This is a genomic window from Streptomyces rectiviolaceus (genome assembly GCF_039533825.1).
GTDB classification, from domain to species: Bacteria; Actinomycetota; Actinomycetes; order Streptomycetales; family Streptomycetaceae; genus Streptomyces; species Streptomyces rectiviolaceus.
Map to the genome: position 1 here is coordinate 61,699 of NZ_BAAAUG010000022.1, position 13,494 is coordinate 75,192.

The window sequence follows — 13,494 nt, forward strand, 5'->3', positions numbered from 1 at the left end:
AGGGCGGGCCCGGCCAAGGGCCCGCCTCTACGACGAGCGCCTACTTGGCCGGCAGTTTGACGTCCGTCGCCTTCGCCACGTCCTCAAGAACGTGCTCCGCGGCCTGGACGCCGATGCCCGACATCCACGTCTCGTCCGGGACCGTGAAGACCTTGTCCTTCTTGACGGCCGTCAGGTCCTTCCAGACCGGGTTGGACGTGACGTCCTTCTGCTGCGTCTTGTCGGGAGCGTCGGCCACCGTCACGAAGATGAGGTCGGCTTCGGCCTTGTCGATCTGCTCGGGGCTGACGTCCAGCATCGACTTCTCGGGGTCCGACGAGTTCTGCGACGCCGGGCGCGTGAGGCCGATGTCGTCGAGGACGATGCCGCTGTAGGCGGACTTCTGGTAGAGCCGGGTCGGGCCCGCGATGAAGCGGACGACCGAGGCCGACGGCATCTTCCCGTCGTACTTCGCCTTGATGGAGTCGCCGAGGGCCTTGGCGCGCTTCTCGTAGTTCTTGAGCGCCGTGTCGGCCTGGCTCTCCATGCCGAGGGCCTTGGCGTGGACCTTCAGGTTCTCCTTCCAGGGGGAACCCGTCGTCTCGGTGAAGACGGTCGGCGCGATGCCCTTGAGCTTGTCGTAGACCTTCTCGTGCCGGACCTTGGAGGACAGGATCAGGTCGGGCTTGAGGGAGGCGATCAGCTCCAGGTTCGGCTCCTCCATCGGGCCGACGTCCTTCACGCCGCCGATCTTGTCCTTGAGGTACGAGGGGAAGCCGCCCGCGGTCTTGAAGTGCGGGGAGACGGCGCCGACCGGCTTGACGCCGAGCAGCGTGACGTCGTCCAGCTCGCCGGTGTCCAGGACGACGACCTTCTTCGGCTGTGCGGGGATCTCGGTGCTGCCCATGGCGTGCTTGATGGTGCGCGGGAAGCCGGTGTCGGCGGCGGAGTCGGCCTTGCCCTTGTCGTCCCCGTCGGAGTCGCCGCACGCGGCGAGCGTGCCGGTGCCGAGGACGACGGTGAGCAGGACGGCACTGAGCCTGCGTGGAAAGCTTCTGGTGGTCATGAGGGTTGGATTCCCTTGCTGTGAGCGGAGGTTGGGACGGGACAGACGGGACAGAGGGGACGGACGGGATGCGGCGGAACGAAACGCGACAACGATCAGGTGGGGACGATCAGGCGGGGACGGCCGGATCGCCCGTGGCGCGGCGGGCGGTTCTGCCCTTCGGTACGACCAGTGGGGTGCCGGTCTCCGGGTCGGGGATGACCCGGCAGTCGACGTCGAACACGTCCTTGACGAGTTCCGCGTCGAGTACGTCTGCGGGCGCCCCGGCCGCGGCGAGCCGTCCGTCCTTGAGGACGACCAGGTGGTCCGCGTACCGGGCGGCCTGCCCGAGGTCGTGCAGCACCATCACCACGGTGCGGTCCGCCTCGGTGTGCAGATCGGCCACCAGGTCGAGGACGTCGAGCTGGTGGCGCAGGTCCAGGAAGGTGGTCGGCTCGTCCAGGAGAAGCAGTTCGGTGTCCTGGGCGAGCGCGAGGGCGATCCAGGCACGCTGGCGCTGGCCGCCGGAGAGCCGGTCCACGCTCTCCTCGCGCAGCTCCGCGGTGCCGGTGCGCTCCAATGCCTCGTCCACCGCCGCCTGGTCGGCCTTGGACCAGGGGCTGAGGAAGGTCTGGTGGGGGTAGCGGCCCAGGCGTACGAGGGCTTCGACGGTGATGGCGTCGGGCGTCACCGGCTGCTGCGGCAGGAGGCCCATCCGCCGGGCGAGGGCCCGCGCCGACATCCGGTGGATGTCCGCGCCGTCCAGGGCGACACTGCCGCCGGCGGGCGCGAGCAGCCGCGTCAGACCGCGCAGCAGCGTGGACTTGCCGCAGGCGTTGGGGCCGACGATGGCGGTGACGGCGCCGCCGGGCAGTGTCACGTCGAGGCCGCCGACCACGACCTTGTCGCCGTACCGCAGGTCGAGCCCGTGCGTGGAGAGTTGATTGGCGGGGGGCGTCGGCGTGGACATCTGCGTGGACGTCTGCGTGGGACTCATGCGGCACTCCGGTTGACGGGCCTGCTCTGTCGGATCATCAGCACAAGGAGCCAGGGGGCGCCGAGCGTCGCGGAGACCACTCCGACGGGGAGCCCCTTCACCGGAAGCAGGTGCTGCACCACCAGGTCGGACGCGAGCAGCAGCACCGCCCCCGCCAGACCGGTCAGCGCCAGCGTCCCCGGTGTCGGCGGGCCCGCGACGAACCGCACCAGATGGGGCACGGCCAGCGCCACGAACGCGACGGGCCCGGTGAGCGCCGCGGCGAGCGAGGCCAGCACGATGGCGGTCAGGAGGAGTTGGAGCCGCGCGGCCGACGGGTTGAGGCCGAGCCCGCCCGCCGACTCGTCGCCCAGGTCCAGTACGGCGAGCCGCCGCTGGAGCGCGAACGCGACCACGAGTGCGAGCGCCACCGCGCCTCCGGCGGCCCACACCTCGGTCCACGTGCGTCCGTAGAGCGATCCGGTGGTCCACTGCAGCGCGGAGCCCGCGAGTTCGGCGGGGAAGCGTACGACCATGAGGTTCACGGCGGCGGCGAGTCCCGCCTGGACGGCGAGCCCGACGAGCACGAGCCGGGTGACGGTGAGTCCCGAGCGCCAGCCGAACACCCCGAGGAGCAGCGCGGCCAGGAGACCGCCGCCCAGCGCGGCCGGCGGAATCAGCGTCTGGGATGCCCCGGTGGCGAGCAGCACGACGGCTCCGAAGGAGGCGCCGCCCGTCACACCCATCACGTCCGGCGAGGCCAGCGGATTGCGGAAGACCCGTTGCAGCAGCGAGCCCGCGACCCCGAGCCCGCAGCCGGCGATGACCGCGGCGATCACGCGGGGCGCCCGCAGCTCCTGCACCACAAGCACGTCCGCCGGGTCACCGAGGCCGACGAGGCCGCGCAGCGCGACGGAGGCGGACATGGGCATCTGTCCCGTCGTCAGGGCGCGGGTGACGAGCGCGAAGAGGGCGGCGAGGCCGACGCAGCCGAGCAGCGCCAGGCGGCGCCGCTGCCGGGCCCGCGTCCCGGTGGGCGCGGACTTGACCTCACGTACGGCGAAGACGGTCATCGCGCCACCTTCCGGGCAAGGACCGCGAGCAGCGGCGCCCCGAGGAACGCGCTGACGATGCCGACCTCCAGCTCGGAGGGGCGTACGACGACGCGGCCAAGGACATCGGCGGCCAGGAGCAGCAGCGGCCCGGCGATCAGGCAGCCCGGCACGAGCAGCCGGTGGTCGGAGCCGACCGCGAGCCGCACCAGGTGCGGGGCGGCGAGTCCGATGAACGCGACGGGCCCGGCGACCGCCACCGCCGAGCCCGCCAGCAATACGACCGCGATGCCGCCGATCACGCGGATCCTGGCCACCGGAACGCCGAGCGCCTGCGCCGAATCGTCGCCCAGCGCAAGGGCGTTGAGAGCGGGAGAGATCGCGAGGGCGAGGACAAGGCCGATGACGAGGGTGGGAAGGACCGGCCAGAGCACATCGAGGGTGCGCCCCGACAGCGACCCGGCCAGCCAGAAGCGGGCCTCGTCCAGGGTGCGTTCACTGGCCAGCATCACGGCCTGGGTCCAGGAGAGGAGCACCATCTGGAGCACGACGCCGCCGAGCGCGAGCCGCACCGGATCGAGGTCACCCGCGCGCCGGGCCAGCATCAGGGCGAGCATCCCGGCCGCCGCGGCTCCGAAGAAGGCGAACCACAGATACTCGACGGGCCGCGTGAGATGCAGGGCGTAGATGGCGACGACGACCGCGAACCCGGCGCCCGCGTTGATGCCGAGCGTGGTCGGCGAGGCGAGCGGGTTGCGGGTGATGCCCTGGGCGACGGCACCGGCCACGCCGAGGGCGGCGCCCACGGCGAGTGCGACGACGGTGCGCGGGAGACGCAGCCCGGTGACGACGATCGCGTCCCGCCCGTGGGCGTCGCCGAAGAGCGCTTCGGCCACGGTGGACAGCGGTACCGGGCGCGAGCCCAGGGCCAGACTGAGGGCGGCACACAGCACCAACGCGCCGAATCCGGCGAGGAGCAGAGGGATACGCCGCGTGAAAAGGATGCCTGTCGGGACGGCCCGAGCGATCTTGGACACAGGGTGAGAGTTTAGGTTAGGTATACCTAATGATGTCAACTCGCTGTGAGGGTTGGATCACGCAGCAAAGTGACGCGTGCGGCGCGCCGTTCACGATGAGGCAAGTTGAAGAGAAATAAGGTAAGCCTTACCTAGTTCGCGGTGGCGGGTTCGCCGCTGAACGACCGATGGACCTGCCTTTTCAAGGAGTTACGCGTGCCGCTGACCGTGGCCCCGGACCTGGCGCCTGCCGCCACCGCCCTGAGCCCCGCCGCCCTGCTCGCCGCGACCTATCAGCGGCTCACCGCGCACTGCGGGACGCTCGCCGTCACGGTGGCGCAACCCGGCTCGACCGCGGGTCAAGGGTGGCTCACCGGCGCCGAACTGACGGCACATCAAGACGCCCTTGACGCCTTCGTCGAGGCGGAGGCCGCACGCATCCGCGCCGGTCACGACCACAGTCCGCGACCGGACGTCGCCGCGTCCCGCGCGCTGCACGGCTACCTCTGGTCGGTCTCCCTGCTGATGAGCGGCGCCTGGTACCTGGAGCGGCGCGTGCCGCGGATCCGCCCCGAGGACGTACGCGTCCACCTGGAGACCGGCGCCTTCGAGATCGTCCCCGGCTCCTTCGCCTGTCTCCCGGACGACCCGGCGGCCGGGCTCCCCGGAACGCGGGTCCTGCCCGACGAGGACTCGCTCCGCACCGAACTCCGCGCCGCGGTCGTCGCACACATGCGCCCGCTGCTCACGGCGATCGGGCCCCAACTGCGGCGGGGGCAACGGGCGTTGTGGGGCATGGCCGGGGACGACCTCGTCTCCGGCATCTGGTACCTGGGGCGCATGCTCGGCCAGGAGGACGAGGCGCTGCGCGCGGTGGACGCGCTGCTCCCCGGCCCCGTCGAACCCTTTCCCGGCGGCGCCGCCTTCCGCCACCTGACGACCCGCGACGGCGAACGGCACCCGACCCGCACCCGTCTCGGCTGCTGCCTCTACTACACGATCCGTGCCACCGAGGCGTGCGGCACGTGTCCGCGCGTCTGCGACGCGGAACGGCTGCGGAGGCTGGAGGCGGACATCACCTCGGCCGATGTGCCGTCCGGGCAGTGAAATCGTGATAGGGAATCCGGCGTAGCCCCTCGCTCGCGCCAGGAGACGCCCATGCCCTTCCAGGTCCCCGTCATCGACATCACGCCGTACGTCGACGACGGCGGCCCGGCGGCCGAACGCGCCCGCGTGGCACGGGAGATGGACGACGCCTGCGCCCGCGTCGGCTTCGTCCAGATCCTCGGCCACGGCATTCCCGACGAGACGGTGGACGGCCTGGCCGCTGCCGTGGACGGGTTCTTCGGCCTGCCCCTGGAGACGAAGAAGGGCTACCGCGTCGCCGGGGCGAACCGCGGCTACAGCCCGCCGAAGAGTGAATCCCTGAGCCTGAGCCTGGGCGTGGAGTCCGCCGGGCACATGAATGACTTCTTCGAGGCGTTCAACGTCGGCACCGAAGCCCGCTCGTTCCCCGGGCTCGACCTGTCCGAGGACGACTACGGCCGCAACGTCTGGCCCGCGCAGGTCGGCGGCTTCGAACGGGCCGTGCTGGGCTACTTCGCGCGGGCCGGTCGCGTGGCACGCACCCTGACCCGCATCTTCGCGGACGCCCTGGGGGAGCCTTCCGACTTCTTCGAGCTGCTGACCGACCACTCCATCGACGTACTGCGCATGAACAACTACGCCCTGCCGGAAGGCGCCGTCACGCTCGACGGCGACCTGACGGGGATGGGTGAGCACACCGACTTCGGTCTGGTCACCGTGTTGTGGGCGGACCAGGTCGCCGGGCTGCAGGTGCTCGCCACCGACGGGGCCTGGCACGACGTCTCTCCCGTCGACGGTGCGCTCCTGGTCAATCTCGGCGACCTCACCGCCCGGCTCACCAACGACCGCTGGATGTCCACCCTGCACCGCGTCAAGCCGCCGATCGTGGACGGCGGTATCGTCCGGCGCCGGTCCGCGGCCTACTTCCACGACGGCAACGTCGACGCGGTCATCTCCACGCTGCCGAGCCACCTCGACGCCGCCGACGAACTCGCCTACGAACCGATCCTCGTACGCGACCACATCAAGGCGAAGCTGGCGGGGTCCCGGCAGGGCAAGGCGAACGTGGCGGCCGTCCGGGAGGCCGCGCGGGTGCGCGCGGCCGCGGGGCGGGAGACCGGGAAGGACGGCCCCGCGGCCGGATCCGGCACGGTCACGCCTGGTCGAGGGAGGCGCGGATCGCCTCAAGGGCCTCGGTGATGTTCGTTTCGGCTGCCGCCTTGTCGATGCCGAGCCCGGCGAGCGTGCCCGTGCCGCCCTCGGCCTCCAGGAGCGAGAGCAGGATGTGCTCGGTCCCGATGTAGTTGTGACCGAGCCGCAGCGCCTCGCGGTAGGTGAGTTCGAGTACCTTCTTCGCCCCCGCGTCGTACGGGATGAGGTCGGGCACATCGCCGACCGCGCGCGGCAGCGCGTCGGTGACGCTCTCGCGGATCGCGTCGAGCGAACTCCCCTGCGCGACAAGGGCCTTCGCGGCGAGTGCGTCCGGATCGGTCAGGAGGGCGAGCGTCAGATGGCCGGGGCCGATCTCGTCGTTGCCCGCGGCGCGGGCCTCCTCCTGCGAGGCCATGACCACGTTCCTCGCCCGGGGGGTGAACCGGTTGAAGCCCTGCCGGGGGTCGAGGTCCGACATCTCGCCGGGGTCCTTGGGCACGAACCGCTTCTGGGCCGCCTGCCGGGTGACCCCCATGCTCTTGCCGATGTCCGTCCACGAGGCGCCCGAACGGCGCGCCTGGTCCACGAAGTGGCCGATCAGATGGTCGGCGACGTCGCCGAGGTGATCGGCGGCGATCACGGCGTCGGAGAGCTGGTCGAGGGCTTCGGGGTGGGCCTTCTTGATGGCCTGGATCAAGTCGTCGAGACGGATGGGTTGGGTGGGCTGTGCGGGCTGCGTCATGTGTCAACGGTAGGTTGACAGTCGAGAGGGTGTCAACCCTGGGTTGACGCTCGATTCTCCTACTCCGTCCAGGGGGAGTTCTGGATGACCTCGACGAAGTCGCCGCGGGTATAGCCGGGGACGAAGTGCTCCAGGACGTCGGCCTTCACGTTGCCGAAGGTGGTCTCCGGCTTGGGGGCGATTCCTTCGGCGAACGCCTCCAGGATGCGCCGCTTGAAGTCGGGGCGTGGGTGCAGCGCGGTGATCTCGGCGCGGTCGTCGGCGCTCAGGTCGTCGTAGCCGATGCCCAGGACGTCGTACTCCACTCCTGCGGTGACCAGGGCGACCTCCGGCTCCATGAACTCGGGGATGCCCGGGGTCGTGTGCAGGGCGATGGCGGTCCACACCCGGCGCACGCTGTCCTCCGGTACGCCGTGACCGTGCAGGAAGCCGCGTGCCTCCTCGGCGCTGTCCACCTCGAAGCGGCGGCCGCTGTCCCGGAAGCGCTCACCCAGGCCCAGGTCGTGGAACATCGCGCCGATGTAGAGCAGTTCGGGATCGAAACTCAGCCCGCGCCCGGCGCCTTGCAGGCTGCCGAACCAGAAGACGCGGCGGGAGTGGTGGTAGATCAGCTCGCTCGCCGTGTCCCGCACCAGTTCGGTGGCCGCGGCGGCCAGCTTGGTGTCCGGCACGGACACTCCGGCGGCGGAAGAGGAGCGGTCGGTCATGGTGTGACTCCTGTCGTGGAGGAGGGAGTGGGGCGCGAGCCCCTGTCGGCCCGTGGGACCAGCCTGCTCGACGTACGCGTCCCAGGGCCATGTCCTTGTGGACAGGTACCCCACACATCTGGACACGTCCTGCCGCTACCGTGGTCCCGTGCCCGAACAGCTGGACGGACCCCGCCCCCACCACATCTATGTCCTCGCCTTCGACGGCGTGCGTCTCCTCGATGTCGCGGCCCCCTTGGAGGTCTTCGCCACCGCGGCCCGCTACACCGGCGGCGGCTACACCGTGCGGGTGTGCAGCCCCGACGGGCAGGACGTGAGGACCTCCACCGGGCTGCGGATCGCGGCCGATCTGCCGGCGGCGGATGTGGGCGGCGCGGACACCCTCGTCGTTCCCGGCCACGCCGAGCTCGTCACCTTCGCGGAACGGCCCGACCTCGTCGAGCTCGTGGCCCAACTGGCAAGCGGGGCAGGGCGGGTGGCCGCCGTGTGCACCGGGGCCTTCGCGCTGGCCGCTGCGGGTCTGCTGCGCGGGCGCAGGGCGACGACGCACTGGGAACACGCGGCGAAGCTGGCCCGGCTGCACCCCGAGACCACCGTCACGGCGGATGCCATCTACGTCCAGGACGGGCCCGTCCTCACCTCGGCCGGGGTCACCGCCGGCATCGACGTCTGCCTGGCTCTCGTCGAGCAGGACCACGGCCCCGACACCGCGCGGCGGGTCGCCCGGGACCTCGTGGTCTTCCTGCAGCGGCCCGGCGGACAGTCCCAGTTCTCCGCGGCCTCGCGCACCCCGGCGACCAGCCATCCGGTGCTGCGCCCGCTGCTCGACGCCATCGCCGCCGATCCGGCAGCCGACCACCGCCTCGCGACCCTGGCCGGGCGGGCCGCCGTGAGCCCCCGGCATCTGACCCGGCTGTTCACGCGACAGCTCGGCACCACACCGGCCGCCTACGTGGAGTCCCTCAGGCTCGAGTCCGCCCGCATGCTCCTCGAACGCGGCGCGAGCGTCACCGACGCGGCCGAACGCAGCGGCCTGGGCAGCGACGAGACGCTGCGCAGGGCCTTCGCCCGCCACCTGGGGACGACACCGTCCGCGTACGCCGCACGCTTCCGCACGACACGGGTCGAGATGCATCCGCCGCCAGGAGCCGCCACGGCCTAGGAGCGTGCGCCGTGGTCAGCCGCGTGCCCGCCGGGCGCCGGGCGTGTGACCGAAGGCGCGGCGGAAGACATCGATGAAGGCGCTGCTTGACGCCCAGCCGCAGCGGTGCGCGACCACGGTGACCGGAGTGCCGTCGGCCAGCAGGCACAAGGCGTGGTGCAGGCGCAGCTGGGTGCGCCACTGCGGGAAGCTCATGCCGAGTTCGGCTCGGCAGAGCCTGGTCAGGGTGCGGTCGCTGACGCCGGTCGCGGCGCCGAGCCGCGCCAGGGTCCGCCGGTCGGCCGGGTCGGCGCGCAGAATGGCGCACACCGCGACCAGACGCGGGTCGCGGGCAGCGGGCACGTGGACAGGCTGCTGGGCCGAGTGACGGAGCTGGTCGAGCAGGACGGCGCGCAGACGGCGGCGCTCGGCCGCGCCGCCGCCGACGGGCGGCTCGGGCTGCCGGGTGTACGCCAGGATCAACTCGCGCAGCAGCGGCGCGACTTCGAGGACCGCGGGCCGGTCGAGACGCAGCGGGTTGTCCGTCACCGGCAAGCCCACCAGGTGGAGATCGGTGTCGCCGTACGCGCGATGTTCGTGGACGGTACCCGCGGGGACCCAGATGGCCCGCGTCGCGGGGGCGACCCAGCTGCCCGCGTCGGTGGTGACCGACAGGACGCCGCGGCCGGCGTACACGATCTGGTGCTCGTCGTGCCGGTGCGCGTCGACCTCCGCGCCCGCGCGGAGGGGGAGGAGGCCGGTGGTCGCGCGGGGAGCGTGGCGGATTTTCGGCACAAGCAGGCACTTTATCGGAAGCGGGAAGGGGCGGGCCGGGCCGATCATCGAGCTCGGAGCCATCTCGGCCCCATCTCGGAGCCATCCCGGCCCCATAAGGGATCCCACGATTCAGCAGTTCACGAGCTGACGAGTTCACGAGCTCACGAGTTCAGAAGGTCAGGAGTTCGCCGCCATGGGCATGGACAGCCTCTCGATCGACCCCCTCGCGCGGCTGAGGAAACGCCGGAGCGCGAAATGGCGGACGTTCCCGGACGACGTCCTGCCCCTGCCCGTCGCGGAGATGGACTTCCCGCTGGCCGAGCCGGTCGCCAAGGTCCTTCGCGAGGCGATCGACCGCTCGGACACCGGGTACGCGGCGCCGACCCGCGACCTCGCGGACGCGGTCGCCAACTACGCACGGCGCGCCTGGGATTGGAGCATCGACACCGACGGCATCCGTACGGTGGCCGACGTCGGGATCGGCATGGTGGAAGTCCTGCGCCGCGTCGTCGCCGCGGGAGACCGCGTGGTCATCAGCCCGCCGGTCTATGAACCGTTCTCCTGGTGGATACGTGAGGTCGGCGCTCACGTCGTGGAGGCTCCGCTGGCCGACGCTCCGTCGAGCGATGCGTCCGAGGGATGGCGGCTTGACCTGGACGCCCTGGAGAGCGAGTTCTCCGAGGGGGCCGCGGCGTACCTCCTGTGCAACCCGCACAATCCCATGGGCCTCGTCCACCGGCGCGAGGAACTGACGGCGCTGGCCGAACTGGCCGACCGGTACGGCGTCCACGTCCTCGCCGACGAGATCCATGCCCCGCTCGTGCTGCCGGGCGCCGAGTTCGTGCCCTTCCTCTCGGTGTCACAGGAGGCGAGGCGCTGGGGGTTCTCCTTCCTGTCGGCCAGCAAGGGCTGGAACCTGGCCGGGCTCAAGGCGGCCACCGTCATCACCGCCGACCCGGCGCCGAAGCGCTACGTCGACCGGCTCTCGCCCCACTCCCTCTACCGCACAGGTCACTTGGGCGTCCTTGCCACGGTCGCCGCTTTCAACGACGGCGACCCGTGGCTGGCCGATGTCGTGGACACCCTCGACCACAACCGAAGGCACTTGGACGCCTTGCTGACGGAGCTACTCCCGGCGGTCCGCTACCGGCACCCCGATGCGGGCTTCCTGGCCTGGCTCGACTTCCGTGCCCTGGGCTGGGGCGACGACCCGAGCGCCCACATCCTCGACACCGCACGGGTCGCCCTCAACGCAGGCCACCGCTACGGCACTTCGGGCATCGGATGGGCCAGGCTCAACTTCGGATGCTCCCCGCAGACGCTCACCGAGGCCCTCACCCGTATCGCCGCGGCCTCGTGACCGAGACGTCAGCCGACCGGCGGTCCTGGTTGATTGTCCCGGCCGGTGAACGTCGCGTGGACCCTCCGCCCACCGCACGGCGGGGCCCATCGCAAGGCCCGCCAGGAGGAAGATCCCGCCGAGGAGCAGCCAGCCCGGTACGCCCCACACCACGAGGAGCGAGGTGAGCATGAGCGGCCCGAGCGTACGGGCGACGGGAACGCCGGTGCCGAAGAAGCCCTGGTACTGGCCCACTTGATGCGCGGGCGCCAGGTCGAAGCTGATCTGCCAGGAGCCTGCGGACTGCTGCATCTCCGCGACGACCTGGAGCACCGCCCCCGCCACCAGGACCGCCACCGTCGCCCACACCGGAAGCCCCGCGGCCGAGACGGCGAAGACCGCGCACGAAGCGAGCATGACGAGACCGGAGTGCCGCACCGCACGCGTGGCCGTGCGCGGTCCGCTGACGGCACGGGCCATGCGGACCTGGAAGGCCATCACCGCAAGGGTGTTGAGGACGAAAAGCGCGGACACCAGCCAGCTCGGCGCGTTCGTCCGGTCCACCACCCAGAGCGGAATCGCGAGGCTCAGCAGCGGCATCCGCAGCAGCAGGACCGCGTTGAGCGCGGTGATGACGGCGTACGGCCGGTCGCGCAGCACGGCAAGGCGGGGCTCCTCCTTCCCGCGCGCCACGGATCGCGGTACCGAGGGCAGCCTGAGCAGCACCAGCGCGCAGAGCAGGAAGCCGACCGCGTCCAGCGCGAAGACGGCCAGGTAGGCCCCGCGCGTGTCGTAGTGCAGGGCGAGGCCGCCGAGCGCGGCGCCGACGGCGAGACCGGCGTTGAGTGTCGACTGGAGGTGGGCCAGGACCCCCGTACGCGCCGCGGGTGTCACCAGGCCTGCGAGCAGCGCCTGCCGTGCCGCGGCGAGCCCGCACTGGGCGACGGCGTACAGACAGGCCGCGAGGAGGAACGGAACGAAGGAGCGGATGAAGAGGAAGGAGGCGACCGACGCGCTGGTGGCCAGGCCGAGCAGAACCGCGGTGCCGCGCGGCCCCTTCCGGTCGGCGAGCGCACCGAGCGGCACACCCGCGACGGATCCGATGGCCCAGGCGACCGTGAGCGCGAGCCCGATCTGGGTGGGGGAGAGGCCGACGACGCGGGTGAAGTACAGGGCCGAAGTCACGTAGTACGCGCCGTCGCCGAGCGAGTTGGTCAGCTGGGCGGCGGCGAGCACGCGTGGCGCTCCGGCCGGCGGCAGGATGTGACTCGGCACAAGGCTCCCTCAGTAGGCGGCCGTTGGGCCGTTTCTCGCTGATGAGAGGAGGCTAGTCAGCCGAATGGTCCGGCCTGTGGACCATTTCCTGTTCCTGAGCGTGGGCCAATTCGCGCGCCCGACGCGCCGTAGGGTCAGCCCGGTCGGCGCACCATGTAGACGTCGATCGGGTCCTCGTCCTCGACGCTGAAGCCGTGGCGCTCGTAGAGCCGCCGGGCCGCGCTGCCCTGCAGGACGTTCAGGCGGACGGGGGCGCCGTCGGCGTCGGTGCGGTCGAGCAGCGTACGCAGCACGGCCGAGCCAAGGCCGCGGCCCTGGAGCGCCGGGTCGAGGTAGAAGTGCTCGAGCCGCTGCCCGTCATCGGCCGGTCGCAGGGTGACGCAGCCCGCGAAGGCGCCGTCGGCGACGATGACCGAGGTGTGCCGGGGCGAGAAGGCGTCCCGCAGCCTCTGGCGCACCCGATGCTCGTCGAACCGCCCGAGCCGCTCCAGGTCCGGGCGCATCACCGTCGCGCGCAGCTCGGCGATGGTCTCGACGTCGGTGGGCTCCGCGGCCCGCAGCGTCCATCCCGGGGCGGGCGCCACCGCATCCCGCGGCCGCTTCGTGTGTGCCGTCATGGCCGAAGTGTCCCTGGTCGGCGCCTGGCGGCACGGAGTGGTGTCCTCGGCGGCCTGACAGCGGCCGCAGACGCCGCTCAGTTCGAGGGTGTGCTCGAGCCCGGCGAAACCGGTGGTCCTGCCGAGGCGCTCGGCCCAGCGTTCGACGACGTCGGCGTCGACCGCCTGGCTGCGGCCGCAGCAACGGCAGATGAGGTAGTGGCTGTGCTCGTCGGTGGGCCGCTGCAAGTAGAGCCGCTCGCCCGCTTCGTCGCGTACGACATCGACGAGTCCGGCGCGCCCCAGTTCGCGCAGAGTGCGATAGACGGTGGTCAGCCCGACCGTGCTGCCGGATCCTGCCATCAGCGCGTGCAGCTCCTGTGCGGAGACGAAGTCCGGGCAGCGGCCGAGCATGTCGAGCACGGCGGTGCGCTGCCGCGTCCTGCGCAGCCCTCGCTCGGCGGCACGGCTCTCCGGTGTGACCGGAGGGGCCGCCGTCCGCGGGTTGCCCATGGGGACTCCTTGGTCGACCGGTGACGTAGGGGTCCCCATGGTAAATGAACACGATTTTCAAGTCGACGATGGCAGGGTTCGCGCCGTCCGAGGGAACG

12 protein-coding genes and 2 pseudogenes are annotated in these 13,494 nt (G+C 71.5%); 4 read left to right on the plus strand and 10 right to left on the minus strand.

Annotation, left to right across the window (positions count from 1 at the left end; genetic code table 11):
* Positions 1-40 precede the first annotated feature (40 nt).
* The 4 genes from ABD378_RS06030 to ABD378_RS06045 all read right to left on the minus strand — a co-directional run bounded on the left by ABD378_RS06030 (position 41) and on the right by ABD378_RS06045 (position 4,089).
* Positions 41-1,045 (minus strand): ABC transporter substrate-binding protein, encoded by a 1,005-nt coding sequence (locus ABD378_RS06030; RefSeq protein WP_344519369.1) that lies wholly within the window; start codon positions 1,043-1,045, stop codon positions 41-43.
* A gap of 109 nt (positions 1,046-1,154) precedes the next feature.
* Positions 1,155-2,021: an ABC transporter ATP-binding protein gene (locus tag ABD378_RS06035; protein WP_344519370.1), complete on the minus strand. Its 867-nt coding sequence runs from the start codon at positions 2,019-2,021 to the stop codon at positions 1,155-1,157.
* Positions 2,018-3,073, minus strand: coding sequence for a FecCD family ABC transporter permease (locus ABD378_RS06040; protein WP_344519372.1), 1,056 nt, complete (start codon positions 3,071-3,073; stop codon positions 2,018-2,020). Before ABD378_RS06040 ends, ABD378_RS06035 begins: the two co-directional genes overlap by 4 nt.
* Complete coding sequence (locus ABD378_RS06045) at positions 3,070-4,089, minus strand: FecCD family ABC transporter permease (RefSeq protein ID WP_344519373.1); 1,020 nt, start codon at positions 4,087-4,089, stop codon at positions 3,070-3,072. Before ABD378_RS06045 ends, ABD378_RS06040 begins: the two co-directional genes overlap by 4 nt.
* A 201-nt stretch (positions 4,090-4,290) precedes the next feature.
* Here ABD378_RS06045 and ABD378_RS06050 point away from each other — a divergent pair, with 201 nt between their 5' ends.
* Both ABD378_RS06050 and ABD378_RS06055 read left to right on the plus strand, forming a co-directional pair.
* Complete coding sequence (locus tag ABD378_RS06050) at positions 4,291-5,175, plus strand: (2Fe-2S)-binding protein (protein ID WP_344519748.1); 885 nt, start codon at positions 4,291-4,293, stop codon at positions 5,173-5,175.
* A gap of 51 nt (positions 5,176-5,226) precedes the next feature.
* Positions 5,227-6,354, plus strand: a complete 1,128-nt coding sequence (locus ABD378_RS06055; protein ID WP_344519374.1) for an isopenicillin N synthase family dioxygenase — start codon at positions 5,227-5,229, stop codon at positions 6,352-6,354.
* Here ABD378_RS06055 and ABD378_RS06060 read toward each other — a convergent pair.
* A complete protein-coding gene (locus ABD378_RS06060; RefSeq protein ID WP_344519375.1) occupies positions 6,308-7,048 on the minus strand; it encodes a Clp protease N-terminal domain-containing protein in 741 nt (246 codons plus the stop codon). The two genes, ABD378_RS06055 and ABD378_RS06060, sit on opposite strands and share 47 nt — an antisense overlap.
* A 59-nt stretch (positions 7,049-7,107) precedes the next feature.
* Positions 7,108-7,755, minus strand: coding sequence for an HD domain-containing protein (locus ABD378_RS06065; protein WP_344519376.1), 648 nt, complete (start codon positions 7,753-7,755; stop codon positions 7,108-7,110).
* A 148-nt stretch (positions 7,756-7,903) separates the two neighbouring features.
* Here ABD378_RS06065 and ABD378_RS06070 point away from each other — a divergent pair, with 148 nt between their 5' ends.
* Positions 7,904-8,917 (plus strand): GlxA family transcriptional regulator, encoded by a 1,014-nt coding sequence (locus tag ABD378_RS06070; protein ID WP_344519377.1) that lies wholly within the window; start codon positions 7,904-7,906, stop codon positions 8,915-8,917.
* A 15-nt stretch (positions 8,918-8,932) separates the two neighbouring features.
* Here the strand turns inward: ABD378_RS06070 and ABD378_RS06075 are convergent, their stop codons facing one another.
* The gene (locus ABD378_RS06075; protein WP_344519378.1) at positions 8,933-9,691 is read right to left on the minus strand and encodes an AraC family transcriptional regulator; all 759 of its coding nucleotides are present in this window, start codon (positions 9,689-9,691) and stop codon (positions 8,933-8,935) included.
* A gap of 181 nt (positions 9,692-9,872) precedes the next feature.
* Here ABD378_RS06075 and ABD378_RS06080 point away from each other — a divergent pair, with 181 nt between their 5' ends.
* A complete protein-coding gene (locus tag ABD378_RS06080; protein ID WP_386546554.1) occupies positions 9,873-11,033 on the plus strand; it encodes a MalY/PatB family protein in 1,161 nt (386 codons plus the stop codon).
* Between the two features lie 240 nt (positions 11,034-11,273).
* On the opposite strand, the pseudogene ABD378_RS06085 reads toward ABD378_RS06080, so the two are convergent.
* From ABD378_RS06085 to ABD378_RS06095, 3 genes and pseudogenes are all read right to left on the minus strand, one after another.
* Positions 11,274-12,287, minus strand: a pseudogene (locus ABD378_RS06085) (MFS transporter); the annotation flags it as partial.
* 134 nt (positions 12,288-12,421) lie between these two features.
* Positions 12,422-12,904 carry a GNAT family N-acetyltransferase gene (locus ABD378_RS06090; protein WP_344519749.1) on the minus strand — a complete coding sequence of 161 codons (483 nt, stop codon included), beginning with the start codon at positions 12,902-12,904 and terminating at the stop codon, positions 12,422-12,424.
* Positions 12,905-12,994: 90 nt separating this feature from the next.
* A pseudogene (locus tag ABD378_RS06095) lies at positions 12,995-13,435 on the minus strand (Fur family transcriptional regulator); the annotation flags it as partial.
* Positions 13,436-13,494: the final 59 nt, after the last annotated feature.

What these genes read in the sequence shown, in the direction of transcription:
- ABD378_RS06060 (WP_344519375.1), bottom strand. Translation starts at nt 7,048, where the DNA reads ATGACGCAGCCCGCACAGCCCACCCAACCCATCCGTCTCGACGACTTG.
- ABD378_RS06065 (WP_344519376.1), bottom strand. Translation starts at nt 7,755, where the DNA reads ATGACCGACCGCTCCTCTTCCGCCGCCGGAGTGTCCGTGCCGGACACC.
- ABD378_RS06030 (WP_344519369.1), bottom strand. Translation starts at nt 1,045, where the DNA reads ATGACCACCAGAAGCTTTCCACGCAGGCTCAGTGCCGTCCTGCTCACC.
- ABD378_RS06055 (WP_344519374.1), top strand. Translation starts at nt 5,227, where the DNA reads ATGCCCTTCCAGGTCCCCGTCATCGACATCACGCCGTACGTCGACGAC.
- ABD378_RS06090 (WP_344519749.1), bottom strand. Translation starts at nt 12,904, where the DNA reads ATGACGGCACACACGAAGCGGCCGCGGGATGCGGTGGCGCCCGCCCCG.
- ABD378_RS06080 (WP_386546554.1), top strand. Translation starts at nt 9,873, where the DNA reads ATGGACAGCCTCTCGATCGACCCCCTCGCGCGGCTGAGGAAACGCCGG.
- ABD378_RS06035 (WP_344519370.1), bottom strand. Translation starts at nt 2,021, where the DNA reads ATGAGTCCCACGCAGACGTCCACGCAGATGTCCACGCCGACGCCCCCC.
- ABD378_RS06040 (WP_344519372.1), bottom strand. Translation starts at nt 3,073, where the DNA reads ATGACCGTCTTCGCCGTACGTGAGGTCAAGTCCGCGCCCACCGGGACG.